This window comes from Microvirga sp. 2TAF3, assembly GCF_052114965.1.
Taxonomy (GTDB): Bacteria; Pseudomonadota; Alphaproteobacteria; order Rhizobiales; family Beijerinckiaceae; genus Microvirga.
The window spans coordinates 1-25691 of record NZ_JBFRFT010000024.1; the positions used below are offsets into that span (position 1 = coordinate 1).

24 protein-coding genes are annotated in these 25691 nt (G+C 63.7%); 6 read left to right on the forward strand and 18 right to left on the reverse strand.

Going from position 1 to position 25691, the window contains the following annotated elements:
• On the forward strand, positions 1-304 hold a 304-nt coding region (locus tag AB4Y97_RS18975; RefSeq protein ID WP_442000609.1), incomplete at its 5' end, for a transketolase C-terminal domain-containing protein.
• Between the two features lie 61 nt (positions 305-365).
• Here AB4Y97_RS18975 and AB4Y97_RS18980 read toward each other — a convergent pair.
• Complete coding sequence (locus tag AB4Y97_RS18980; RefSeq protein ID WP_442000610.1) at positions 366-1079, reverse strand: superoxide dismutase; 714 nt, start codon at positions 1077-1079, stop codon at positions 366-368.
• A gap of 128 nt (positions 1080-1207) precedes the next feature.
• Between AB4Y97_RS18980 and AB4Y97_RS18985 the strand changes: the two genes are divergently transcribed.
• Positions 1208-1936, forward strand: coding sequence for a TlyA family RNA methyltransferase (locus AB4Y97_RS18985; RefSeq protein ID WP_442000611.1), 729 nt, complete (start codon positions 1208-1210; stop codon positions 1934-1936).
• Between the two features lie 4 nt (positions 1937-1940).
• Positions 1941-3179 (forward strand): class I SAM-dependent RNA methyltransferase, encoded by a 1239-nt coding sequence (locus AB4Y97_RS18990; RefSeq protein WP_442000661.1) that lies wholly within the window; start codon positions 1941-1943, stop codon positions 3177-3179.
• A 44-nt stretch (positions 3180-3223) separates the two neighbouring features.
• Here AB4Y97_RS18990 and AB4Y97_RS18995 read toward each other — a convergent pair whose 3' ends face one another.
• From AB4Y97_RS18995 to AB4Y97_RS19010, 4 genes are read right to left on the reverse strand one after another with little or no spacing between them, the layout of a single operon-like run.
• Entirely contained in the window at positions 3224-3976 is a 753-nt protein-coding gene (locus AB4Y97_RS18995) for an SOS response-associated peptidase (protein ID WP_442000612.1), read from the reverse strand.
• 4 nt (positions 3977-3980) lie between these two features.
• Positions 3981-4970: a magnesium transporter CorA family protein gene (locus AB4Y97_RS19000; protein WP_442000613.1), complete on the reverse strand. Its 990-nt coding sequence runs from the start codon at positions 4968-4970 to the stop codon at positions 3981-3983.
• Positions 4971-5009: 39 nt separating this feature from the next.
• Entirely contained in the window at positions 5010-5861 is an 852-nt protein-coding gene (locus AB4Y97_RS19005; RefSeq protein ID WP_442000614.1) for an SDR family oxidoreductase, read from the reverse strand.
• A 4-nt stretch (positions 5862-5865) separates the two neighbouring features.
• Positions 5866-7647: an acyl-CoA dehydrogenase gene (locus tag AB4Y97_RS19010; RefSeq protein ID WP_442000615.1), complete on the reverse strand. Its 1782-nt coding sequence runs from the start codon at positions 7645-7647 to the stop codon at positions 5866-5868.
• A gap of 181 nt (positions 7648-7828) precedes the next feature.
• On the opposite strand from AB4Y97_RS19010, the gene AB4Y97_RS19015 reads away from it, so the two are divergent.
• Complete coding sequence (locus AB4Y97_RS19015) at positions 7829-8818, forward strand: L-threonylcarbamoyladenylate synthase (RefSeq protein WP_442000616.1); 990 nt, start codon at positions 7829-7831, stop codon at positions 8816-8818.
• Between the two features lie 27 nt (positions 8819-8845).
• Here AB4Y97_RS19015 and wrbA read toward each other — a convergent pair whose 3' ends face one another.
• Positions 8846-9448: an NAD(P)H:quinone oxidoreductase gene (gene wrbA, locus AB4Y97_RS19020; protein WP_442000617.1), complete on the reverse strand. Its 603-nt coding sequence runs from the start codon at positions 9446-9448 to the stop codon at positions 8846-8848.
• Positions 9449-9616: 168 nt separating this feature from the next.
• Between wrbA and AB4Y97_RS19025 the strand changes: the two genes are divergently transcribed.
• Entirely contained in the window at positions 9617-10540 is a 924-nt protein-coding gene (locus AB4Y97_RS19025; RefSeq protein WP_442000662.1) for a LysR family transcriptional regulator, read from the forward strand.
• A 158-nt stretch (positions 10541-10698) separates the two neighbouring features.
• Here AB4Y97_RS19025 and acuI read toward each other — a convergent pair whose 3' ends face one another.
• The 6 genes from acuI to AB4Y97_RS19055 form a co-directional block, all read right to left on the reverse strand.
• Positions 10699-11685 carry an acrylyl-CoA reductase (NADPH) gene (gene acuI / locus AB4Y97_RS19030; RefSeq protein WP_442000618.1) on the reverse strand — a complete coding sequence of 329 codons (987 nt, stop codon included), beginning with the start codon at positions 11683-11685 and terminating at the stop codon, positions 10699-10701.
• An 88-nt stretch (positions 11686-11773) separates the two neighbouring features.
• A complete protein-coding gene (locus AB4Y97_RS19035) occupies positions 11774-13015 on the reverse strand; it encodes an MFS transporter (RefSeq protein ID WP_442000619.1) in 1242 nt (413 codons plus the stop codon).
• A gap of 231 nt (positions 13016-13246) precedes the next feature.
• Positions 13247-14728: a M10 family metallopeptidase C-terminal domain-containing protein gene (locus tag AB4Y97_RS19040; protein ID WP_442000620.1), complete on the reverse strand. Its 1482-nt coding sequence runs from the start codon at positions 14726-14728 to the stop codon at positions 13247-13249.
• A 227-nt stretch (positions 14729-14955) separates the two neighbouring features.
• Positions 14956-16131, reverse strand: coding sequence for a cell wall hydrolase (locus AB4Y97_RS19045; protein ID WP_442000621.1), 1176 nt, complete (start codon positions 16129-16131; stop codon positions 14956-14958).
• Positions 16132-16271: 140 nt separating this feature from the next.
• Positions 16272-17096: a helix-turn-helix domain-containing protein gene (locus AB4Y97_RS19050; RefSeq protein ID WP_442000663.1), complete on the reverse strand. Its 825-nt coding sequence runs from the start codon at positions 17094-17096 to the stop codon at positions 16272-16274.
• Positions 17096-17224, reverse strand: a complete 129-nt coding sequence (locus AB4Y97_RS19055) for a hypothetical protein (protein ID WP_442000622.1) — start codon at positions 17222-17224, stop codon at positions 17096-17098. The genes AB4Y97_RS19050 and AB4Y97_RS19055 overlap by 1 nt, the downstream gene beginning before the upstream one ends.
• Positions 17225-17239: 15 nt before the next feature.
• Here AB4Y97_RS19055 and AB4Y97_RS19060 point away from each other — a divergent pair, with 15 nt between their 5' ends.
• Positions 17240-17641 carry a hypothetical protein gene (locus AB4Y97_RS19060; protein ID WP_442000623.1) on the forward strand — a complete coding sequence of 134 codons (402 nt, stop codon included), beginning with the start codon at positions 17240-17242 and terminating at the stop codon, positions 17639-17641.
• Positions 17642-17701: 60 nt separating this feature from the next.
• On the opposite strand, the gene AB4Y97_RS19065 is transcribed toward AB4Y97_RS19060, so the two are convergent.
• From AB4Y97_RS19065 to AB4Y97_RS19090, 6 genes are all read right to left on the reverse strand, one after another.
• Positions 17702-18049, reverse strand: a complete 348-nt coding sequence (locus tag AB4Y97_RS19065; RefSeq protein WP_442000624.1) for a GFA family protein — start codon at positions 18047-18049, stop codon at positions 17702-17704.
• 10 nt (positions 18050-18059) lie between these two features.
• Positions 18060-20738, reverse strand: a complete 2679-nt coding sequence (gene ppdK / locus AB4Y97_RS19070; RefSeq protein WP_442000625.1) for a pyruvate, phosphate dikinase — start codon at positions 20736-20738, stop codon at positions 18060-18062.
• A 339-nt stretch (positions 20739-21077) separates the two neighbouring features.
• On the reverse strand, positions 21078-21728 hold the full coding sequence (locus AB4Y97_RS19075) for a L,D-transpeptidase (RefSeq protein WP_442000626.1): 651 nt from the start codon (positions 21726-21728) through the stop codon (positions 21078-21080).
• Positions 21729-21823: 95 nt separating this feature from the next.
• Entirely contained in the window at positions 21824-24073 is a 2250-nt protein-coding gene (gene glyS / locus AB4Y97_RS19080) for a glycine--tRNA ligase subunit beta (RefSeq protein ID WP_442000627.1), read from the reverse strand.
• Between the two features lie 15 nt (positions 24074-24088).
• Entirely contained in the window at positions 24089-24508 is a 420-nt protein-coding gene (locus AB4Y97_RS19085) for an endonuclease domain-containing protein (protein WP_442000628.1), read from the reverse strand.
• Between the two features lie 119 nt (positions 24509-24627).
• On the reverse strand, positions 24628-25608 hold the full coding sequence (locus tag AB4Y97_RS19090; protein WP_442000629.1) for a glycine--tRNA ligase subunit alpha: 981 nt from the start codon (positions 25606-25608) through the stop codon (positions 24628-24630).
• Between the last annotated feature and the right edge of the window lie 83 nt (positions 25609-25691).

Sequence of the window (25691 nt, forward strand, 5' to 3'; positions counted from 1 at the left end):
GGGCTTTGCCAAGCCGCTCGACGAAGACCTGATCCTGCGGCTGGCGCGCGAGCACGAGGTGCTGGTCACGGTGGAGGAAGGCGCGATCGGCGGGTTTGGGTCGTATGTGCTGCAGCTGTTGGCCGAGCATGGCGGGCTCGACCGCGGCAGCCTCAAGGTGCGGTCGCTGGTGCTGCCGGATCTGTATCTCGACCACGACAAGCCCGAGCGCCTGTATGCCAGGGCCGGCCTCGATGCCGCCGGCATCGTCGCAAAAGTCTTCGAAGCGCTGGGACAGGAAACATCACGCAAGGCGCGGGCGTAAGCGTAACTCGCACCATCATTCCGGGCTCGCCTGCGGCGACCCGGAACGACAGTGGAGGTTCTCAAATCACCAGCTTACCCGCTTTTGCCGCAGCATAGCGTTGGCCGATCTTGTCCCAGTCGAGCACGTTCCACCACGCTTTCAGATAGTCCGGGCGGCGGTTCTGGTATTTGAGGTAATAGGCGTGTTCCCACACGTCGTTGCCCATGAGGACATGGTGCCCGTCCATGAGCGGCGTGTCCTGGTTCGGCTTGGTCACGAGGGCGAGCTTGCCCGAGCGGTCGACGGTCACGAAGACCCAGCCCGAACCGAAGACTTTTTCACCCGCATTGTTGAAATCGGCCTGGAACTTCGACATTCCACCGAGATCGCGGTCGATGGCGCTCTTCACCTCGCCCGTCGGCTCGCCGCCCGATCCGCCCATGATCTCCCAGAACATGGTGTGATTGGCGTGGCCGCCGCCATTGTTGCGGACCGCGATGCGGATCGATTCCGGGACCTTATTCAAATTGGCCAGAATGTCCTGAAGCGGCATTCTGGCCACGTCCGTATGCTGCGCAACCGCATCGTTGAGATTCTTCACATAAGCCGCATGGTGTTTGTCGTGATGCAGTTCCATGGTCATCGCATCGATATACGGCTCGTTCTTGTTGGGCGCATAAAGCAGCGGCGGCAGCGTGAATGGACCGTTGGGGGCTTGCGCGAAGGCACGGGGAATGGCAGCGCTGGTGGCGAGAAGAGCGGCTCCGGTCAGGAGATGGCGGCGGCTGATCATCTGTGGCTCCCTCATTTCGGCCATCGTCGGCGTCTCGAACGGGAGATGCGGAACGGGGGGTTTTGTTCCTGGCCCAGAGGAAGCGGGAAGGTGGGAATTATGAGCGGCATGATCGGGACGAGGTTCGCATGACGCGCAAGCGGGCCGATATGGTTCTTGTCGAGCGGGGCTTCTTCACGAGCCGCGCGCGGGCGCAGGAAGCGATTGCGGCGGGCCTCGTCACGGTCGACGGCGCGGTCGTGCGCAAGGCTTCCGATATGGTGCCGAATGACGCCGTCATCACGGCGGAAGCGCCCCACCCTTACGTCTCGCGTGGCGGCGTGAAACTGGCGGCGGCGCTCGACATGTTCCACATCGACCCCAAGGACTGCATCTGCCTCGATATCGGAGCCTCCACCGGAGGATTCACGGAAGTGCTGCTTCTGCGCGGCGCGGCCCATGTCTACGCGGTCGATGTCGGGCATGGTCAGCTGCATCCCAAAATCGCGCAGGATACGCGCGTGACGAGCCTCGAGAGTACGGATGCGCGCATGGTGAGCCCGGCTCTCATCCCCGAGCCTGCGGACCTTCTCGTGGCCGATGTGAGCTTCATCTCGCTGAAGCTCGTCCTTCCCGCGGCTGTCGCACTTCTCAAGCCGCGCGCCTCTCTCGCCGTGCTCGTGAAGCCGCAATTCGAGGCAGGGCGGGGTCATGTGAAGAAGGGCATCGTGCGGGACGAAGCGGTGCATCGCGCCGTCTGCGAGGATATGACGAGTTTCGTCACGTCCCTCGGCTTCACCCCGCTGGGGCTGATTCCCTCCCCCATCGCGGGCGGGGACGGCAATCGTGAATTTCTGTTGGGAGCGCGCCGTGGCTGAACGGATGACGATCAAGCGCCTGGGCGCGAAGGCGGATGGCATTGCGGAAACGGAAAACGGTCCCGTCTTCGTACCTTATGCACTGCCGGGAGAAACGGTCCTGATCGAACGCGAGGGCTCACGGGGGCGGCTTCTCAGCGTCGAGGCCGCTTCGCCGGAGCGCGAGACTCCCTTCTGCCCCTATTTCGGAGAATGTGGCGGCTGCGCGACACAGCATATGCGGCACGGATTCTATCAGACCTGGAAACAGGAAACGCTGGCGCATACCTTGCGGCAGGCGCGGATCGATGCGCCGCTCGAACCGCTGATCGACGCCCATGGCGAGGGACGGCGGCGCGTGACGTTGCATGTGCGCTTTCCTGATCGCGCCATGCATGTGGGCTTCATGGCGGCACGCAGCCATCACGTGGTGGAGATCGATCACTGCCCCATCGCCGTGCAGGCTCTGCAACGGCAGGCCCCGATCGTCGCCCGCGCCATCGGCAAACATCTGAGCGCGGCGCGAAAACCCCTCGATGTCCAGATCACGGCGACGGAGAGCGGCCTCGATGTGGATGTGCGCGGGCACGGCCCCATCACGGACAAGGACCGCTTCAGCCTGATCGATCTCGCGGCGAGCCTCGATCTGGCGCGCCTTTCGCTCCATGGCGATGTGATCGTCGAGCGCCGCCCCCCGGCAATCACCGTGAGCCGTGCCTCCGTCGTTCCACCGCCGGGATCCTTCCTGCAAGCGACGCAAAGCGGCGAAGAAACCATGGCTGCTCTCGCGACCGATGCCTGTCAGCGCGCGAAGCGTGTCGCCGATCTGTTTTCCGGCTGCGGCCCCTTCGCCCTGCGACTGGCGGAGAAATCGGAGGTTCATGCCGTCGAAACCGATAAGGCTTCGATGGTGGCGCTCGACAAGGCGGCGCGCGCCACGCCCGGCCTGCGGCGCGTGAGTGTGGAAGCACGAGATCTCTTCCGCCGTCCTCTGCTGCTGCCCGAACTGAACACCTTCGATGCCGTCGTGATCGACCCGCCCCGCGCCGGTGCGGAAGCACAGGCGCAGCAGCTTGCCGTCTCGAAGGTGCCTCTCGTGGTGAGCGTGTCCTGCGACGCGGCGACCTTCGCCCGCGATGCGGCGATCCTCATGGGTGGCGGATACAGGCTGGAACGCGTCGTGCCGGTCGACCAGTTCAAGTATTCGCCGCATCTGGAAGTCGTCGGCATCCTGCGGCGGGATGTGGTGAAGAAACGGCGGTAGCGCGACATCCTCCCTCTCCCTCAGGGAGAGGTGATGGCACACAGCTAAAACAAGCTCCCCTGATCGTCCTCGTCGCTGGAGCGCGGCTTGGCGGCCTTGCGCTTCGTCTCGCGCACGGGCGCCGCTTCAGGTTCAGCAAGCGGCTCCTGCAGGCCCGGATCGTCGTTCTCGACCTTGTTCACCCGGCGGCTGACAGGAACCATGTCGAGCCATTCTTCGGGACAGGGGCGGACGAGACGCATGGCCCTGCTCGTGTCTTCATTCCGCACATCGAGCCAGGCGCCCATATCGTCCGGCGACAGGATCACCGGCATGCGGTCATGCACGGCGGAGAGGACGCCGTTGGCATCCGTCGTCACGATGGCGGCGGTGTCGATCTCGCCGCCTTCAGGATCGCTGTAGGTTTCCCACAATCCCGCCAGCGGCAACGGTTTCCGGTTGCGCTTGCGGATCAGGAACGGAGCTTTCTCGCGTCCGTGCCGCTGCCATTCGTAGAAGCCGTCGGCGAGAAAGATGCAGCGGCGGCGTTTCAAAGCGGCCTTGAAGGTCGGCTTGGTCTCGAGCGTTTCGCCGCGCGCATTGATGACGAGCGGGAAATCCCTCGGATCCTTCGCCCAGGATGGCAGGAAACCCCAGCGCACGAGCCTGAAATGCCGCTCGCCCCGATCCTCGATGACGACGGGCACGGGCTGTGTCGGCGCCACGTTGAAGCGCGGCGGAAAATTGGGTTGCTCCGGGTAGCCGAAAAATTCCCGATAGGCTTCCGGAGAAAGCGTGATGGCGTAGCGGCCGCACATGTCGTTAAAGCCACCGTTTCCAGCGGAAGAACAGATAGGGCAGGATGGCCGCCACGACGATCGCGCCGATGGCGTAGGGATAGCCGAGCTTCCAATGCAGTTCCGGCATGATTTCGAAATTCATGCCGTAGACCGACGCCACAAGGGTCGGCGGCAGGAAGATCACCGACATCACCGAGAACAGCTTGATGATGTCGTTCTGCTCGATGGTGACGAGGCCGAGCGTCGCATCGAGGAGGAATTGCAGCTTGTTCGAGAGAAAGGTCGCGTGCTCCTCGATGGATTGTACGTCGCGCACGGCGCTGCGCCATTCCGCATGCACTCCCTTACCCTTCTGGGACCGAGGAAGGCTGGCCGACAGGAACAGCAGAAGGCGCTCGATCGACATCATGCTCTCGCGGACCTTGGAGATGACATCGCCTTTCCGGCCGATGGATTTCAGCCCGGCCCGGAAGGCCGCCGCGCGACGCGGTCCCTGGCGTTCGTTGTCGAAGATCGATTGCGAGAGGCGGTCGATGCGCGCTCCGACCTGAGCCAGGATTTCGGCGGCGCGGTCGATGATAGTCTCGATGAGCCCTTCGAGCACCGCTTCGGGCTGCGGACGGCAGCCGCCGGGCTTCACGGCGCGGGACATGAACATGGTGAAGGAGCGCGGCTCGCCGTAGCGCACCGTCACAAGGGCCCTGTCCGTCAGGATGAAGGAGATATCGATGAGTTTGGGGGTCTCCGTCTCGGAACTGCACAGGACACGCGCCGTCATGTAGAGCGCGTTGTTCTCGCGGTAGAGGATTTCCGACGGCTCGATATCCGCCATCTCTTCCCGGGTCGGGATCTGGATGTTGAGAAACTGTTCGACGAGCTGATCTTCGTCGCGGGCCGGCTCGATCAGGTCGATCCACAGGGCATCTGCGGGAATGATTTCGCCCGGCCTCAGAATATGGCGCTCGAGTGTCGCCAATCCCGCTTTTTCCTTCGGTCTGTGAATGACGATCATGCCCGTCTCCGCCTGTTCGGATGGAGTTTTATCCGGTTTTCAAGAGGACCGCGAGGGCGGCCGGCTGTCGTCCGGCACGAAGAAATCCGGCATCAGGGGCTTGGACGGATCGACGCGGTATTTCTCGAAATCGGTGACGCCTTCGCCGCCCAGGAACGTGTCGTCGATGAGGAAATTCCCGGTGAAGGACTCCGCCGGCTTCTCGAAAATCGCATGGGCCGCATCCGCCAGGATTTCCGGCGTGCGGCTCGCCTGCGCGATCTGATCCCCGCCGAGCAGGTTCTTCACCGCACTCGTCGCGATGGTGGTGCGCGGCCAGAGCGCGTTGACGGCGATGCCCCTGCCCCGCAACTCGCCCGCGAGTCCAAGCACGCACAGGCTCATGCCGTATTTCGCCAGCGAATAGGCGAGATGCGGCGCGAACCATTTTTCCTTCATGTCGAGCGGCGGCGACAGCATGAGGATGTGCGGGTTTTCCGCCTTCTCCAGATGCGGGATCGCATATTTCGACACCATGTAGGTGCCGCGCGTATTGATCTGGTGCATCAGATCGAAACGCTTCATGTCGGTCTGCGGCGTCGGCGTGAGGCTGATGGCGCTGGCATTGTTCACGACGATATCGAGGCCGCCGAAGGTCTCCACGGTTTTGTCGATGGCGCCCTTCACCGCGTCCTCGTCGCGCACGTCGACGACGAGGGGCAGCGCCTTGCCGCCCGCCTTCTCGATCTCGCTCGCCGCCGTGTAGATGGTGCCCGGCAGCTTCGGATGCGGTTCGGCGGTCTTGGCCGCGATTACCACATTCGCGCCGTCCTTGGCCGCGCGAAGACCGATGGCAAGCCCGATGCCGCGGGAGGCACCGGTGATGAAGAGGGTTTTGCCTTTGAGACTCATGATGTCAGCTCACCAGGGCCAGATTTGCGTCATGCAGGAAACCTGCGCCGCTCAGGACCGTATCCTCCAGTCCCTTGGCGCCGACGGCGATGTTTTCCGCGAAGAAGCGGCAGAGCGCGATACGTCCTGCATGAGCCGGATCGGTGTCGCCCTCAGCCATCATCCTGTTGGCGGCAAGCGCCGCATCCGCGAGGGCCGTGCCGCCTTGCGCCAGGGCGAAGAGGCGTAAGTAAGGCGTCGCACCGGCAAGCGCCTCGGCGGGCGCATTCGCAAGCACGATCTTGAGTAGATAGCCGGTCGCCCGGTCGAGGCTCTCGACGGCATCGCGCAGGCGCGGCGCGGTGTGTCTGAAAGACGGTGTTCCCTCTTTCAGGAGGCGCGTGACCGTGGCGCGCATGGCGGCGATCTGCGCCCGCACCGTATCGCCGCCGGAGAGCGGCAGCTTGCGCATGACGAGGTCGATGGCCTGGATGCCGTTGGTGCCCTCGTAGATCGGCGCGATGCGCGCATCCCGCAGATGCTGCGCCGCGCCCGTCTCCTCCACATAGCCCATGCCGCCATGAACCTGGATGCCGAGGGAGGCCACCTCGACGCCGATATCGGTGGAGAAGGCTTTCGCCACCGGCGTGAGCAGGGAGGCGCGCTCATTGGCCTTCCGGCGAGCGGCCTCATCCTGCGCGAGATGGGCGCGGTCGATGGCGGCGGCGGTCATGTAGCAGATCGCGCGGGAGGCGGCGGTCAGCGCCTTCATGGTGAGGAGATTGCGCTGCACGTCCGGATGCTCGACGATGGGGCTCATGCCGTCCTGCGCACTGCCGACAGCGCGCCCCTGCCGGCGCTCATGAGCGTAAGCCAGAGCCTGCTGATAGGCCCGCTCCGCAATGGCGACGCCCTGCAAGCCCACTGCGAGGCGGGCATTGTTCATCATCGTGAACATGCAGGCGAGGCCGCGGTTTTCCTCGCCGACGAGCCAGCCGACGGCGCCGCCACGATCGCCGAAAATCATAGTGCAGGTGGGCGAGGCATGGATACCGAGCTTGTGCTCGATGCCGCTGCAACGAACGTCGTTGCGGGTCCCGTCGGGCAGGGCTTTGGGCACGAGAAACAGCGAGATGCCGCGCGTGCCCGCGGGCGCATCGGGCAGGCGCGCCAGCACGAGATGGACGATATTGTCCGTCAGGTCGTGCTCGCCATAGGTGATGAAGATCTTCTGGCCCCTGATGCGATAGGTGCCGTCCCCCACCCGTTCGGCGCGGGAGCGCAGGGCCGCGAGATCCGAGCCCGCCTGCGGCTCGGTCAGGTTCATGGTCGCCGTCCATTCGCCCGAGACGAGCTTTTCCAGATACCGGCTTCGCAGGTCATCGGAACCATGGGCGATCAGCGCCTCGATGGAACCCATGGTCAGGATCGGGCCGATGCCGAAGGCCATGGAAGCGGAGTTCCACATTTCGACGCAGGCGGAGTTGAGAAGGGTCGGCAGGCCCTGCCCGCCAAAGTCCATCGGGCCCGGCAGGGCATTCCAGCCCGCTTCCGTCCAGGCCCGGTAGGCCTCCTTCCAGCCCGGAGCGGTCGTGACCTCGCCATCTTTCAGCGTGACGCCATGCTTGTCGCCCTCACGGTTGAGGGGGGCGATCACCTCGCCCGCGAAACGGCCCGCCTCCGCCAGGATCGTCTCCGCCAGATCGACGGAAAGATCGCCATAAAGGCCATCCTCCAGAGCGCGGTCGAAACCTGCCACGTGGCGCAAGGTGAAGGCGATGTCGGAGACAGGGGCGCGGTAGGCCATCGGTTTCCTCTCGGCAGAAGGCTTGTTATGACGCGCGTCGCCGCACGGTTGGAGTATCTTGCGATTCCATAGGGTCGCAAGGCGCTCTGGAAGTCTTCATTCAACGCATTCTCTTTTGCGGAGAATGCTCTAAACCCGCCCGGCAAGTACTGAGCCTGCCTGGACAAAGGATAGTTTAGAGGTGAACGATCACGGGTCAATGGTGCGGACGGACCGCCTGCAACCGGATGCGGCCGGGCTTGCCCGAGCGGCGGAGATCCTGCGCCACGGCGGGCTGGTCGCCTTCCCGACGGAGACCGTCTACGGGCTGGGCGCCGATGCCACCCAGGCGGAAGCCGTGGCGGGGATCTATGCCGCCAAGGACCGCCCAAGCTTCAACCCCCTGATTTCCCACCTGGACAGCGTCCGATCCGCTCAAGTCCAGGGCATCTTCGACGAGACGGCACTGCGTCTGGCCGCAGCCTTCTGGCCCGGCCCCTTGACCCTCGTGGTCCCGGTCGCGCCGACCTGCACCATCTCGGACCTGGCCCGCGCGGGCCTCGACAGCGTCGGCCTGCGCGTGCCCTCGCACCCCCTCGCCCATGCCCTCCTGGCCGCGTTTGGCCGCCCCGTTGCCGCTCCTTCGGCCAACCGGTCCGGGCGTGTGAGCCCGACGGCTGCGGATCATGTGCTGGGCGATCTCGACGGGCGCATCGATGCGGTACTCGACGGCGGCGCTGCGGAGGTCGGACTGGAATCGACCATCGTGGCCTGCCTCGGCGGCCCCCCTCGCCTGCTGCGCCCCGGTGGCGTGCCGCGTGAGGCAATCGAAGCCGTCATCGGACAAAAGCTCGAAGGCGCTTCGGAGACGGGCAACAACCCTGTCGCGCCGGGCATGCTGGCCTCCCATTACGCGCCGCGCGCACAGGTGCGCCTCGATGCGAAGGATATCCGCTCCGGCGAGGCGGCACTGCTTTTCGGGGCCGGCCGGCCCGGCGGCATCGAGGGAGCGGCCGCCTCCCTCAACCTGAGCGAAAACGGCGACCTCACCGAGGCCGCCGCTCACCTGTTCTCTTATCTGAGGCAACTCGACGCGTCGGGCGCCGCAACCATTGCCGTGAGCCCGATCCCGGAGGCGGGCCTCGGCGAGGCGATCAACGACCGGCTCAGGCGGGCGGCGGCGGAGCGGTAATCCGCCCCACGACCTTTCGAACCGAGTTTACTTCGCGGCGAGCTTGCCGGCGATCTGCGCCACGTGCCGCCCCTGGAAGCGCGCCGCGTCGAGCTCGACCTTGCTCGGCTGGCGCGATCCGTCGGCGCCGGCAATCGTCGAGGCGCCGTAGGGCGAGCCGCCCTTCACTCCCTCGACGCCCATCTGGCCCGCGAAAGCATAGGGCAGGCCGACGACGACGAAGCCCAGATGCAGAAGGACCGGGTGGAAGGTCAGGATGGTCGATTCCTGACCGCCATGCTGGGTCGCGCTGGAGGCGAAGACCGAACCCACCTTGCCGACCAATGCACCGCTCGCCCAGTGGGCGCCTGTCTGGTCGAGGAAGTTCTTCATCTGCGCCGTCATGTTGCCGTAACGGGTCGGCGTGCCGAAGATGATCGCGTCGTACTGGGGAAGCTCCTCGATCGTGGCGATGGGTGCCTTCTGGTCGAGCTTGTAATGAGCGGCCTTGGCCACTTCCTCGGGCACGAGTTCGGGCACACGCTTCACCACGACCTCGGCTCCCGCTTCACGGGCTCCCTCGGCGGCAGCGTAAGCCATCTGCTCGATATGACCCCATGAGGAATAATACAGTACCAGAACCTTAGTCATTGTTTTCTCCAACAGCGATCGGTAGGGCGCGGGACGCAGCATTGAAAACGTTTGAGCGTTTTCATAAGCTGCAGCCATCTACTGCGATTGTGATGCTTGCGGACGATAAGCTTTCCAAGCTGCAAAACCAGTGGTAGCTTTGCAGGGTCTTTTTTGCATGGATGCAAAATCGTGGCGAAGCAGCATCTCGTCTGGGATGATTTCAGACTTGTGAAGGTCATCGCTGAGGCGAATGGACTGGCAGGCGCGGCAGATCGCCTCGGCGTCAATCATTCCACCGTTTTCCGTCGGCTCGGCCAGATGGAAGAAGGCCTCGGCGTCAAGCTCTTCGAGCGACACCGGACCGGCTATGTGCTGACGCCTGCGGGCGAAGAGATGACGGCGCTCGCGGAGCACATGGAGGAGAACGTCGCCTCCTTCACCCGCAAGCTCGCCGGACAGGCCGTGGCGCCTGCGGGCGAGTTGCGGGTAACGACCAACGACACCCTTCTCGTGCACTTGCTCACGCCGATCTTTGCAAGATTCATCACTGTCTGCCCCGAGATGCGTCTCGATGTGGTGCTTGCCAATCAGGCTCTGAACCTGTCGAAGCGCGACGCGGATGTGGCGATCCGGGCTACGGACAATCCGCCGGAAACGCTGGTGGGACGGCGCGTCGCGACCATCGCCTGGGCTATCTACGGCCGGACCGTGGATTTTCCGCAGCCCGACGAGGTCGCCGATACCCCCGCCCTCTACCAGCGGCCCTGGGTCGCGCTCGGAGACAACCTCGCCACTCTCAAGGCGGCACGCTTCGTGCGGGACCGGGTTCCGACCGAACAGATCGTCTATAAGGTCAATACGGTCCTGGGGCTTGCCGAAGCCATCGAGGTGGGAACCGGGATCGGCCCCCTGCCCTGTTTCATCGCCGATGCGAATCCGAGCCTCGTTCGCCTGTCGGCCATCAACCCGGATTTCGGAGCGGGCTTGTGGCTCCTCACCCATCCCGATCTTCGCCAATCGGCGCGGGTGCGCGCCTTCCTGGATTTCATGGCGACCGAGATCGGCAAGCAGAGGAAATGGATCGAGGGCAGCGGCGTCAGAGCCGCCTGAAAGGCTGCTTGTGAATGAAGCCGCGTCGTCGGATCTACCCCCCGTCATTCCGGGAAGGCCTTTCGGGTCGGGCTCTCGCTGACGCTCGCCCCGAAATGACGGAATGACGGGGCACCCATACTGGCCGGGAAACGGGCGTTCCGCGCCTTCGCAAAGGATCAACCGAGCTCCACCACGACCCGCCCGCGGATTCTGCCCTCCACGATCTCGCGGCCTGCTTCCATCACCTGATCGAGGGTGATGCTGGTCGTCATGCTGTCGAGCTTTTCAAGATCGAGATCGCGCGCGAGACGGCTCCACGCCTCCAGGCGAAGCGCCCTCGGCGCCATCACGGAATCGATCCCGAGAAGGGAGACCCCGCGCAGGATGAAGGGGGCAACCGAGCCCGGAAGGTCCATGCCGCCAGCAAGTCCGCAGGCGGCAATCGCGCCGCCATACCGGGTCATGGACAGCACATTCGCCAAGGTATGCGTCCCGACGATATCGATCCCGGCCAGCCATCTTTCCTTGGCCAGAGGTTTGGCCGGACCCATCAGCTCACTGCGGTCGAGAATCTCCGCGGCGCCGAGATTCTTGAGGTAATCCGCTTCATGGGTCCGCCCGGTGGATGCGATCACATGCCATCCGGCCCTGGCGAGCAGCGTTATGGCGACTGAGCCGACGCCGCCGGCCGCCCCCGTGACGATGGCCGGGCCGCGAGTGCAGCGAAGGCCGTGGCGCTCGAGCGCCATCATGCACAGCATGGCCGTATAGCCCGCGGTGCCGATGGCCATGGCCTGAAAGGCAGTCAGCCCCTTCGGCAGATGGATGAGCCACTCGCCCCTGACACGCACCTTCTCGGCATAGGCGCCCAGATGCGTTTCGCCCAGGCCCCAGCCGTTCAGGATGACCGGATCGCCCGTCTTGAAATCCGGATGGGACGAGGTCTCGACGATCCCTGCCAGATCGACCCCGGGGATCATCGGGAAACGGCGCACCACCGGCGCCTTGCCGGTGAGCGCCAAGCCATCCTTGTAATTGACGGTCGAATGCGTCACCTGGACCGTGACATCGCCTTCCATGAGGTCGGCTTCGTCGAAGTCGCGGCGCTCGACATGCTGTCCGGACTTGTCCTTGTCGATGACGATTGCCTTGAACGTGCCCATGCCGGTCCCTCCACTGCTTCAGGACAGTTGTGGCGTGGCAGCGGGCCGGGGCAAGCGTATTCGCGTCATTTCCGTAAAGGGGCCGTCCTCACTCGGCCGGCTGCAATCCCACCGCCCGCTCGACGGGCTTCTCCTTGATCGGGAGGTTGATCAGGGCCGAGGCGATGCCGAGCGCGATCGAGAGCCACCACACGAAGGTGTAATTGCCATAGGCCTCATAGAGCACGCCGCCGAGCCAGACGCCGAGGAAGCCGCCGACCTGATGGGAAAAGAAGGCGAAGCCGTAGAGCATGGCCATGTAACGGGTGCCGAACATCAGCATCACGAGGGAGGATGTGGGCGGGACCGTCGAAAGCCAGAGCAGGCCGATGGATATGCCGAAGGCAATGGATGTGGCGGGCGAGGCCGGCAGCAGGATGAAGACGGCGATGGCCACCGAGCGCCCGAAATAGATCCAGGCCAGCAGCCACCGCTTCGACATGCGGGTCGACAGCCAGCCCGAAGTGAGCGAGCCGAAGGCATTGGCAAGCCCGATCACCGCCAGCGTCCATCCGCCGACCGCGGCCGACAATCCGGCATCCCGCAGATAGGCCGGCAGGTGCACGGTGATGAAGGCAAGCTGGAACCCGCAGGTGAAGAAGCCGAGAACGAGAAGCACATAGGAGCGATGGCGGAAGGCTTCCGTCAGGGCCTGCCGGATCGACTGGCCCGGCACCGGGGCTGGCCCGCCCTGGTGTGCCGCCTCCACCGGGCGTGTCGCCAGCGCCACGGCGAAGGGCAGGACGAGCAGGACGCTAGCCGCGAACATCAGCAGGGCCTGATGCCAGCCGAGCGACTCGATCAGCATGTTGCCGATCGGGGGGAACAGGAACTGCCCGAAGGAGCCCGCCGCCGTTCCGGCGCCGAACGCCATGGGTCGCCAGGACTCGGGAAGAAGCTTGCTGAAGGCGCCCAGCACCAGATTGAAAGAGCAGCCGGACAGGCCGAAGCCGATCAGGACGCCGGCACCGAGATGCAGCATCGTGGGCGAGGTGGCATTGGCCATGACCACGAGGCCGAGCGCATAAAGCACCGCGCCGACGCACAGCACCCGGAAAGCCCCGAACCGATCCGCCACCGCGCCGGCGAAGGGCTGCCCGAGACCCCAGAGCAGGTTCTGGACGGCGATGGCCAGGCCGAACACATCGCGCCCCCAGCCGTATTCCATCGTCATCGGAATCTGGAACAGACCCGCGGAGGCCCTCGGTCCAAAGGTGATGAGGGCGATCACACAGCCGGAGAGGACGATGATCTCCGGCGAAAAACGGGAGCGGATAGAGGGCGCTGACATGATCTCGCTCCTTCGGCGACGCGAAGGCGGACACTAAACCAAGATGCCAAGCCGCAAAATTGAAAGTTTATCGCGCAAGCCATGAGATCGCGTGATGGATCGGACCTGCCGCGCGGCTCTCATGTTCGGACGCAGCGAGCACCGGGACAGTTCGCAAACGGAGATCGAATTCCATCCCCTAGGGCACGCTCTCGCCTCCGTGGGGTCTTGCGTGAGGTCGAAACGATTGCTTCAGATCACTCTGAAGTCATCGATGGTAAGCGCAAGCTTCTTAGTCAGCGTCGCAATATCGACCGCCTTTTTGGGGCCGGACCCATCGGGATCGAAATGCAATACGCCCTTCATCTTGTCGTAAATGACGTGATCGTCCCTGTCCCTTGCCTCTTCGCCGAAGGTGAAGAACTTCTTGTTCAACTTGCCGGGTTTCAACTCCGTGCCCTTGCCGATCTTGGTGAAGACCTTGTCGTCCAGCCAGATCGTGTCGTCCCTGACATTGAAATCGGCGATCTTGTCGCGATTGGACTCTATGTTCGGCTTGGTACTGAAGATGAATATATCGCGCCCCGCTCCACCCTTGAGCGTGTCGTTGCCGAGGCCGCCCGACAGGGTGTCGTTATTCGCATCGCCTATCAACTCATCGTCACCTGCGTAGCCTTGGAGGATGTCATTGCCGCCAAAGCCCCGAAGCACATCGTCGCCGGCATAGCCGCGAAGCAGGTTTGCAGCGTCGTTCCCGATCAGCCGATCATTCCAGCTGCCGCCATAGGCATTCTCGATCGTAACGCCGTTGGCGATCGTGAAGCCGCCACCGATATCCCATTGCTGGGATGCGTAGCCTCCGGCATTGGGGTCTCCCTGAACGAGGCTCGCCGCGCGCAGATCGATCGTGACCTCGCCCTCGGCGGAAAGGCCACTGATCGTATCGGTGCCACCGGTATCCCAAATGCTGGACCAGCCCGTTCCTGTCGTGTTCCGGCTCGGCAGAAGATAGGTGTCGTTATCCGGCGCCGCCGACATGTTTGCTCCATAGAGCGCCTGCAACGCGGCAATGTCGAAGGTTCCCAGGCCGCCCTGGCCTCCGAAGCTTGTGCTGTACGGAGCCTCGCTCCACCCACGATTATACGACATCGCCGTCCAGATGCTCTGGTTGAGACCAAGACTGCCGATGTCGCCGGGGGAATCGACGCCGGGGAATCTGGTTGCATCCGCCTCCCCGCCGCCGTCGTGCGGATGGGCGAGCCCCAGACCATGTCCGATTTCGTGGGTAATGACGTAAAGACCGTCCCCCCCGATGCTCAGATTGTTCCATGAGGCAGTGAAGGTCGGATTGAAATAGCCCCAAATCTGTCCGGCTGCCGGGAGCTCATGCGCACCGAGAATCTCATCGCCGAGATCGGCCTTCCACCACACCATATTGGCTTTTGCGACCGAGGCGGCAGGGACGAAGGTCAGGCTGCAAACGCGCTCGATGTTTGATAGGGCAAAAACGAAGGCTTTTATTTCCTGCGGCTTCCAGGCTTGCGCCGCGGCGCCGCTCGTCAAATATTCGCTTGCACCATGAGCCGTCAGCGCAGCGTTGAAATCGGCCTTGGCACCAAAGTAATACGAGATCGGCCCGCTCGCAGGATCCCAGGCATAACGTCCCCAGACCAAGGAATCGACGTAAGCGCTCCCATATCCCGATCCTGCAACGGAGTTTTTAATGACAGCCATATCATCACCTGATACCGGGCTGCCTGCCAATTCTTTTTATGTTATCTTGTAACTATACCAATAATATATTTCACCCGGCGCCTATCCACATAGCGCACAACACATCACGACCCATACTACCTTTGGGGAAACTTCAAGAAAAACTATGTAACGCAATAGCATTGAAAGAACATTCTCAAGCATGCGTGACTCACGTCAGCCCGATGCATGTCGCACGGGCGATACGATCAGGTCTGACCCGGCCTGAGCTTGTAGAAAATGTGCCGACCGATCACGTCCATTTTCTTCAGGCGGCGGGCCCAATAGGGTTTCACGTAATCGGCGTGATAGTGGGTCGCGCCGCCCACATCGGCGAGGTAGGTCCTGCCCTCGAGCACCGCGCTCGCGATCCGCTTCGCCCTGTCCCAGGGCTCGGATTCCGTCACCCGCAGCGCCTTGCCTTCGCAGGCGAAGGTGAACTGACAGGCGAGATGGCGGTGGCGGTTCTGGTAGACGACACCGCAGATCGACGAAGGATAGAGGCCGCTCTTCACGCGGTTCAGCACCACCTGGGCGACGGCGGCCTGGCCATCCTCGGATTCGCTGCGCGCCTCGAAATAGACGGCTTCCGCCAGGCAGCGCTGCTCCTTGCTCAAGTTGTCGGGATCGATGAGGTCCGCATAGCGCGGACGTTCATCGTCGGTGCGGGCAACGATCGTGGTGTCGGCGCTACCGTTCTTATCGATCCGCGAGACCGGAGCGGCGGCGATTTCAATCGGCGTCGCATCCGCTGGGGCGGGCGTCGTCGAGGACAGGACGATGGCGCGCTTGACGAAAGGCGTGGTCGAACCCGCGGCGGCACCTGTCGAACCCGCCGCGGCGGCGGCGGGCGACTGAATGGAGGTAGCCTGGCGCGTCGTGGTCAGTTCCGGAGCCTGCCAGGGCTCGAAGCCCTTCTGCTCCATCTCCGGCCCTTCGAGCTTTCCTTCCATGAGGATGGTCGGCGGCAGAAGATTTTCATTCCGGTTGAACAGGATGCGCGACCCGGACGGGGTCAGGCTCGTACGGATTTCCCGCGCGCGCTCCGAGAGCGTGAAAAGGCGGAAGGCCGCGCGCCCGCCTTTGAGAGCCCGGTCGACGGCAGGATAGGCGCCGGCGCCGGCTTTCATATCGCCGCGCAGATGTTCGCCCTTCAGGGTCGCCTCGTCGGGCAGATCGTAACGCGGCGTCGTGCGCAGGATATCGCGGCCGAGATCGAGCCTGCCCGAGAGACCGGAGGTCATGCCGATCGGCGGAACGAGGCCGGTATCGGTCAGGCGGGCCACGGGGCTTCGGGCCGCGAAGCTGAAGCCGGATTGAACGCCGTTGCTGGCCGAAGCCGTGAAGGAGACCAGGAGTCCGGCCGCCAGCGCCCAGGGCGCCACTGTGGCGCAGATCCATCTCACCCGAGATCGACGATACCGACGACGCACGCGACAAACACCCTACCAGAACCGACTCGAGGAGCTTCCACGGGGGCTGCTCCGGCTTGGGATGTTTATCGGCGATTAAGGTTGATGCCCGGTTAAGGCCCGGCGCTCGCGCCTTTCCGGCTCTGCGACATTTTCTGCAGGATCGTCGCCGTCGCGGGATCGGCCGGGAAGAAGGCCTCGATGGCGATTTCGGAAAGCGTCACGTCCACCGGCGTTCCGAACACCGTCGTGGTGCTGAAGAGCGTGAGCATCCCCTCCTCCGTCATGAGCTGAAGCGGCACGAGGACGCCCGCATAATCCTGGCGCGGCTGCGGCGCGCGCGATGCGCCGCCGGGCATGGGATAGGCACGCAGCTCGTCCATCAGCTTCATGAGCGTCGCATCCGCCGTCACATCGACCTGATGATGCAGGCGGGACAGGAGATGATCGCGCCACTCGGAAAGATTCACGATGCGCGGAGCAAGTCCCGCCGGATGCAGGCTGAGACGCAGCACGTTCACCGGCGGTTTCAGGAGCGCGGGATCGACAGCGCCGATCAGCGGCATGAGCGCGCCGTTTGCGGCGATGAGCGACCAATGCCGGTCGACGGCAAGCGCCGGATAAGGCTCATGCCCCTTGAGCACGAGATCGACCGCCTGTCGCGCCGCCTGCAGGGACGGATCGTCGAGCGGCTTGTGCGAATAGACCGGCGCATAGCCCGCCGCGATCAGCAGGATGTTGCGCTCGCGCAAGGGGATTTCGAGCTGCTCGGCAAGATGCAGAACCATCTCGCGACTCGGCTGCGAGCGTCCCGTTTCGAGGAAGCTCAAATGGCGGGTGGAGATATCGGCTTCGAGGGCGAGATCCATCTGGCTCAAGCGCCGGCGCTGACGCCAGTCACGCAGGTGGTCACCGATAGTGGGGCCGGAATTCATCATCATGCGCCGACGATAGCGCAAGCACGCGGCAGGTTCCAATGACCTCCGAGGTAATCGACCAGCCTCCTGACCATCGCGATCATGGCCGCAAGGTCGATGAAGCGAAAGCGGACCTTGAGAGAAGCCATTGAAAGGAGCTTGCCATGCCCATGATCGTTCCCTCCCCCTTCCTGCGTCAGGCCCTTGTCGCGGATGCCGCCACCAGCGCCGCCTGCGGCCTGCTGATGCTGCTCGCGGCAGGTCCTCTCGGCGCTATCCTCGGGCTGCCGGAAGTGCTCCTGCGCCTGTCCGGTACGATCCTCCTGCCCTATGCGGCGCTCGTCGGCTATCTCGGCCTGCGCGATCAGCTTGCCCGGCCCGTGGTATGGGCCGTCGTCATCGCCAACGCGATCTGGGCGACGGAGAGCATCCTGCTTCTCATGAGCGGATGGGTCGAGCCGACACGGGCAGGCTACGCCTTCGTCATCGCCCAAGGGCTGGTCGTGCTGATGTACGCGGAGCTGCAATTCATCGGGCTGCGCCGCTCGGATGCGGCGATGGCATGAACGACAAAGGCGAGCCCGCAGCAGAGTGCGGGCTCGCCTTCATTTAAGAATAACCGATACTCAGAAGCTGCGGCCGTCCACCGGAATGCGGTTGAGCGATGTGAGATCGATCGCTTCGAGACAGCGCACATTGATCGCCGCCGTCGCTTCGCCAGTCGGCTTCTTGCCCTCGCCGAACGGCGCGCAGCCGCATGTGGAGCAGAAGCGGTGCTGAATGCTGTGCGTGTTGAAGGTGTAGGTGGCGAGATCGCTCTCGCCACGGGTGATATTCAACGCGCCGCGTTGCACGAAGGCGAGCAGATAGCCCTTGCGGCTGCAATGCGAGCAATTGCATTCGATGATCTGTTCGAGATCGGTCTCGACCTCGAATGCGACCTTACCGCAATGACAAGATCCCTGGTGCAGCATGTCTGTTTCCTCAAGCCTGGCTCGCCGCTTTACCCCCGAGCGCCGCCTGGGCGGCCGCAAGACGCGCGATCGGCACACGGTAGGGCGAGCACGACACGTAGTCGAGTCCGACGCTCTGGCAGAAATGGATCGAGGCCGGATCGCCGCCATGCTCGCCGCAGATGCCGAGCTTGATGTTGCCGCGCACCTGCCGGCCGCGCTCCGCCGCGATCCTGATTAACTCGCCGACACCTTCCTGATCGATGGTAACGAACGGATCGGCGGGAAGAATGCCCTTCTGCGTATATGACCCTAAGAACGATGCCGCATCGTCGCGGGAGATGCCGAGCGCTGTCTGCGTCAGGTCGTTGGTGCCGAAGGAGAAGAACTCTGCCGAGCTCGCGATGTCCCCGGCGCGCAAAGCCGCGCGCGGCAGCTCGATCATCGTGCCGACCTGATACTCCACGGTGACGCCGGTTTCCTTACGGACAGCTTCGGCCATGGCGACGATGCGCGCCTTCACCAGATCGAGCTCCGGCTTCGTCATGACGAGCGGCACCATGATTTCCGGCACGACCGGCTTGCCGGTGGCGCGTCCGGCTTCCACCGCCGCCTCGAAGATGGCGCGGGCCTGCATCTCGGCGATTTCCGGATAGGCGACGGCAAGGCGCACGCCGCGGAAACCGAGCATCGGGTTGAACTCGTGCAGTTCGACGGCACGGCGCTTGAGCTTGTCGACGGAGGCGCTCATCGCCTTTGCGACTTCCTGCATCTCCTCTTCCGAATGAGGCAAGAACTCGTGCAGCGGCGGATCGAGCAGGCGGATCGTAACGGGCAGCCCGCTCATGATCGTGAACAGCTCGACGAAATCGGCGCGCTGCATCGGCAGGAGCTTGGCGAGCGCTGCGCGGCGGCCCTTCTCGTCGTCGGAGAGGATCATCTCACGCACGGCGACGATGCGGTCGCCTTCGAAGAACATGTGCTCGGTACGGCAAAGGCCGATGCCCTCCGCGCCGAAATTGCGCGCGGTCCGCGCATCGAGCGGCGTCTCCGCATTGGCGCGCACCTTCATGCGGCGCACCTTGTCGGCCCAGCCCATGAGGGTGGCGAACTCGCCGGAGAGTTCCGGCTCCAGCATCCTCACCTGGCCGAGCAGCACCTGCCCGTTCGCACCGTCGACGGTGATGACATCGCCCTTCTTCAGAACCTGTCCCGCCACATTCATGGTCTGCGCGTTGTAATCGACGCGGATCGAGCCCGCGCCGGAGACGCAGGGCTTGCCCATGCCGCGCGCGACCACCGCCGCATGCGAGGTCATGCCGCCGCGGGTGGTGAGAATGCCCTCCGCCGCATGCATGCCGTGAATGTCTTCCGGCGAAGTCTCGATGCGTACGAGAATGACTTTCCGGCCCGCCTTCTTCGCCGCCTCCGCATCGTCGGAATTGAACACGATCTCGCCCGAGGCCGCGCCCGGCGATGCGGGCAGGCCCGTGGCGATGATCTTGCGGTCGGCCTTGGGATCGATGGTGGGATGAAGCAACTGGTCGAGCGCCGCAGGCTCGACGCGGGTGATCGCCTCTTCCTGCGTGATCAGGCCCTCGGAGGCCAGTTCCACCGCGATGCGAAGCGCGGCTTTCGCCGTACGCTTGCCGTTGCGGGTCTGGAGCATCCAGAGCTTGCCCTTTTCCACCGTGAATTCCATGTCCTGCATGTCACGGTAGTGCTTCTCAAGAATGCCGTAGATACGCACGAGTTCGTTGTACGCATCCGGCATCGCCCGTTCCATAGAGGGTTTGTTGGAGCCCGATGCCACACGCGCGCGCTCCGTGATGTCCTGCGGCGTGCGGATGCCCGCCACCACATCCTCGCCCTGCGCATTGATGAGGAACTCGCCGTAGAGCTCCTTCTCGCCGGTGGACGGGTTGCGGGTAAACGCCACGCCGGTGGCCGAGGTCTCGCCCATATTGCCGAAGACCATGGCCTGCACGTTCACCGCCGTGCCCCAGTTCGCGGGAATGGAATGCAATTCGCGATACTTGATCGCGCGGTTGTTCATCCACGAGCCGAACACCGCGCCGATGGCGCCCCAGAGCTGCTCCTCCGGCTCCTGCGGGAAAGCCCTGCCCAGCTCTTTCTCGACGATGGCCTTGTAGCGCGGAATCAGCGCCTTCCAGTCGTCGGCGGACAGGTCGGTATCGAGGGTATAGCCGCGACGATCCTTGTACTCGTCGAGGGCTTCCTCGAAATGGTGATGATCGATGTCGAGCACCACGTTGGAATACATGGTGATGAAACGGCGGTAGGAATCGTAAGCGAAACGCTCGTCGCCCGCGCCTTTGGCGAGCGCCTGCACGGTGAGATCGTTGAGGCCGAGATTGAGCACCGTATCCATCATGCCGGGCATCGAGGCCCGCGCGCCGGAGCGGACGGAGACGAGAAGCGGATTTTCGGGATCGCCGAAGGTGCGGCTGGTGAGGCGGCCGACAAAGGCCAGGGCCTTCTCGACCTGATCCTTCAGCTCCGGCGGGTAGGAATTGCCGTGGTCGTAATAATACGTGCAGACTTCCGTGGTGATCGTAAATCCGGGCGGAACCGGCAAGCCCAGATTGGACATCTCGGCGAGGTTGGCGCCCTTGCCGCCGAGCAGGTTCTTCATTCCCGCCTCACCCTCAGCCTTGCCGTCACCGAAGGCATACACCCATTGCGTCATCGTTCGACCCTTTTGGCTCACATGACCCTGCCGTAGCGCAGGTTTTGGCTTGAAGCATGTCGCACCAAAACGCAACCTGAACAGCCAAGGTTCCAGCGCCGCGGGAAGGCCGATTTTGCCGGCAAAACAAGGATTTTCCCTGACGGCGCCACGACTTCCGATAACCCACTCTCCTGGAGAGAAATTTCGCGCCGGAATTCGAACCGAAATGGCTATGAAAAGCCATGTTTTTCAAACATTTCGAGAACCGAACAGCAAATTCCCATCCGGCAGCGTTCCGCCAGCAAAAAGGCCGGGACTGGGCCCGGCCTTCGAACACTTTTCAGGAATGGACAGGTATCAGACCCGATAGCGCCCGTTGCGCTTCACATAGACCGTCGAACCGACGGGAACGCGCTCGTAGAGGTCAACCACATCCTCGTTCAGCATGCGCACGCAGCCGGAAGAGAGCTGCTCGCCGATGCTCCATGGCTCGTTGGTGCCGTGGATGCGGAACAGGATGTCGCGGCCGTCCTGATAGAGGTAGAGAGCGCGGGCGCCGAGCGGGTTGTCGAGGCCGGCCTCGCGGAAGCGCGGCAGATCCGGCTTGATGCCGACCATGGTCTTGGTGGGCGACCAGGAAGGCCAGACGCCCTTGCGGCCAACCGACGCAACACCCTTCCAGGAGAAGCCCTGCTTGCCGACGCCGACGCCGTAGCGGATGGCCTTGCTGTCCGGCTGCACGAGATAGAGAACGCGCTCGTCGATATCCACGACGATGCTGCCCGGCTTCTCCGAGCCCTTATACTCCACCGTCTGGCGGGCGTATTTGGCGTCCATCTTGCTGCGGTCGACCAGCGGCACGTCGAACGGCTTGTCGGGAGCCATGCCGATATACCAGCCGGCATAGGGATCGACCTCGGCCACAGGCTGCGGCGGGGCCTGGACGGTCTGACAGGCGGCGAGAGACGCACTCAGAAGAGCGCCAAGCAGGAGACGGCGGAAGATCATCGCTTTTAACCGAAGGAAACGGGGTTGCCGTCTGCCTAACGCGAAGCAGCCGGCAAAGCTGTGTCCCCGACGCAACAGCCGCGGGGGAATGTGCCTCAGCCCTCGATCCGGGAGAAATCCGCGACCGTGCGGGTGGCCTCACGGATGGCGTTGAGAAGCCGCAAACGGTTCTCGCGCTGCTCCGGATCCTCCGCATTGACCGTCACCTTGTCGAAAAAGGCGTCGACGGCGGGGCGAAGCTCGGCGAGCGCGCGCATCGCGCCCTCGAAATCCTCGCGCATCACATGCTCGTGAGCATGACGCGCCGCCGTTTCGAGCACTTCGAGCAGCACCTTCTCCTCGGGCTGGCCGCGCTCGTGGATGAGATGGCGATTCGGCTCCTCGTTATAGGCCCGCCCGTCCTTCTTCTCCTCGATGCGGAGAATGTTCGCCGCGCGGCGATAACCTGCGAGAAGGTTCGCGCCGTCTTCTGTGTCGAGAAAGCGCCCGAGCGCCTCGACGCGGCGAACGATCATGAGCAGATCGTCCTGGCCTTCGAGCGCGAAAACGGCGTCGATGAGATCGTGTCGCGCGCCCTGATCGCGGAGATAGACCTTTAGGCGGTCGGCGAAGAAGGAGAGGAGGTCGGGAATGATGCTGGCAAGATCTCCGCTCGCGCTGGGCTTGCCAGCAACACCATCAATCGGATCGAACAAAAGTGCCGTCAGCTTCTTCCTGTCCTCGATATTCTGAATGAGCTCAATAAGGCTTGTATAAGCCGGCTCAAACGCTCTCACTTCAGCTCGTCCAAACTGCCTTGCGATGCGAAGCTCTGCAAAATTAAGCACCGGTATGAGCGGCAGCCTAATATCGTTCTCCAGTACCAACCTAATCACGCCCAAAGCCGCCCGCCTTAGCGCGTAAGGATCCTTCGATCCTGTCGGCTTCTCATCGATGGCCCAAAAACCCACCAGCGTGTCGATCTTGTCGGCCAGCGCCACCGCAACCGACACAGGATCGGTCGGAACGCGGTCGGAGGGGCCGAGCGGCTTGTAGTGTTCCTCGATGGCCGAGGCGACACTGACGGGCTCGCCCTGGATCGCCGCGTAGTAGCGGCCCATGAGGCCCTGCAATTCGGGGAATTCGCCGACCATCTCGGTAACGAGGTCGGCCTTGGCGAGGCGCGCGGCGCGCTCGGCCTGCGCAGGCTCGGCGCCGACGATAGGCGCGAGTTCCTTCGCCAGCGCGGCGATGCGCTCCACGCGCTCGTATTGCGTGCCGAGCTTTTCGTGGAAGACGATTGTCGTCAGCTTTTCCAGCCGGTCTTCCAGCTTCACCTTCTGGTCCGTCTCCCAGAAGAACTTGGCGTCCGACAGACGGGCGCGCACCACGCGCTCGTTACCGCCGACGATGGTCTTGCCGCCATCCTTCGCCACGAGGTTGGAGGTCAGCAGGAACTTGTTGGCGAGCTTGTCCTTGCGCGGGTCGCGCAACACGAAGCATTTCTGATTGGCGCGGATCGTGGTGCGGATCACTTCCGGCGGGATATCGAGAAAGGCTTCGTCGAAGGAGCCCATCAGCACCACCGGCCATTCGACGAGGCCCGCGACCTCCTCCAGCAAGCCTTCGTCCTCGACGAGTTCGAGGCCTTGCGCGAAGGCGAGGTCCTTGGCGTCGTGCAGGATGATATCCTTGCGGCGGTCCGCATCGAGCACGACCTTGGCGCGCTCGAGCGCCGGCGCATAATCGTCGTAGCGCCGCACCTTGATCTGCCCCGGCGCCATGAAGCGGTGACCATGAGTGACGTCGCCCGAGACGATGCCGTCCACTTCGAAACGCACCACCACGGGCTCTTCCGTCTCGGGGCCGAAGGTGCAGACGATGGATTGCAACGGGCGCACCCAACGCAGGGAGCCCGGCGAGGCGGAAGCCGCGCCCGAGCGCATGGATTTCGGCCAGGGGAAGGTTTTCACGATCTGCGGGATGATCTCCGCCAGCACCTCTTCCGTCGGGCGGCCGGGCCGCTCGATCAGCGCCACGTAGAACTCGCCCTTCTTCGGGTCCTTCTCGATCTTGGCCTGATCGAGGGAGGCCAGCCCCGCGCTCTTCAAAAAGCCCTGGACGGCAGCCTCCGGCGCGCCGACACGGGGGCCCTTGCGCTCCTCGCGCACATCCTGCCCCTTCACGGGGAGGCCGACGACGTTGAGCGTCAAGCGGCGCGGCGTCGCGAAGGCTTGAGCGCCCTCATAGAGGAAGCCGCGCTCCACGAGCGCGTCGGTCACAAGCTTCTTCAGGTCCTCAGCGGCACGCCGCTGCATCCGGGCGGGAATTTCTTCGGAGAAGAGTTCAAGGAGAAGATCGGGCATGAGAACTCGTCGCGCTCACTCCCCTCCCCCTTGTGGGGAGGGGCTGGGGGTGGGGGTGACGGCGCCAGCGCCGTTTGAAGATGCGGTGTAAAGAGCCGCATGGATTGTGTCGAGTACGACATCGATCTGCGACATCACTTCGTCGTTCCAGAACCGCAAGACTTGGTAGCCCTGGGAGGAAAGCCAGGCCGTCCGGGCGGCATCGGCCCGCAAGCCTTCCTCAAAGCCATGCTGGAAACCATCAACCTCGATTACGAGCCCGGCGCTGTGACAGACGAAATCGACCACATAGGGGCCGATTGCGGCTAGCCGCCGGAAGTGGCCCTTCTCCACTGGCACGCGCTCAAGGTGCCACCAGAGGCGCTTTTCCGCCTCGGTCATTTGCTTGCGCAACGACCTGGAGCGAAGCGTTCCTGGTTTTCGGGACCGGGGCATGATGAAACCGGATAAGGCAGCGGCAACACCCTCACCCTAACCCTCCCCACAAGGGGGAGGGAATAAGGTCGCGGCTTCCGACCCTCATCCTCAAGGGGAGAGTGAGGCGCGGGCTGACCTTACGCTTCGACCTTCGACTTCTCCGCCAAAGCCGGCGTTTCATGTCCCAATCCGCCGCCGTCGGTCTTCAGCCACGCCGCGCCGCAGGCCTTCGCCAGCTCGCGTACACGCAAAATGTAGCTCTGGCGTTCGGTGACGGAAATCACGCCGCGGGCGTCGAGCAGGTTGAACATGTGGCTCGCCTTGATGGCTTGGTCATAGGCCGGCAGGGCCATGAGGTGGCGCTGGTCGTTCGCGCCGGGCTTCGGCTCGCCATCCGCCAGATATTTCCGGCAGGCGGCCTCGGCGTCGCGGAAATGGCGGAAGAGCATCTCCGTGTCGGCATATTCGAAATTGTGCCGGGAGAATTCCTGCTCGGCCTGCTTGAAGATCTCCCCGTAGGTAACCTTCTGGTCCCCTTCGAGGCCGTTGAAGTTGAGGTCGTAGATCGATTCCACGCCCTGCAGATACATGGCAAGGCGTTCGAGACCGTAGGTGAGCTCGCCCGCCACAGGTGCAACCTCGAAGCCCGCCACCTGCTGGAAGTAGGTGAACTGCGACACTTCCATGCCGTCGCACCAGCATTCCCAGCCCAGTCCCCAGGCACCGAGGGTCGGGCTTTCCCAGTCGTCCTCCACGAAACGGATATCGTGCACGGAGGTGTCGATGCCGATGGCTTCCAGGGACTTCACGTAGAGGTCCTGAATGTTCGGCGGGTTCGGCTTCAGGATGACCTGGAACTGGTAGTAATGCTGGAGCCGGTTCGGGTTCTCGCCGTAGCGCCCGTCCTTCGGGCGACGGGAAGGCTGGACATAGGCCGCGCGCCAGGGCTTCGGGCCCAGGGCCCGCAAGGTGGTGGCCGGATGGAAGGTGCCCGCGCCCATTTCCATGTCGTAGGGCTGAAGAATGACGCAGCCCTGCTCGGCCCAATAGCGCTGGAGGGTGAGGATCAGGCCCTGGAAGGAGCGCGCGGGATTCATATGCGCGGGTTCGCTCGTCATGTCGGCGTCCGATGATTGAAGATTTCAGCCGAACCCTTGGGATGAGGGAGGGCTCAAGTCAAGCGTTGGAGGCGGGAGAGCGT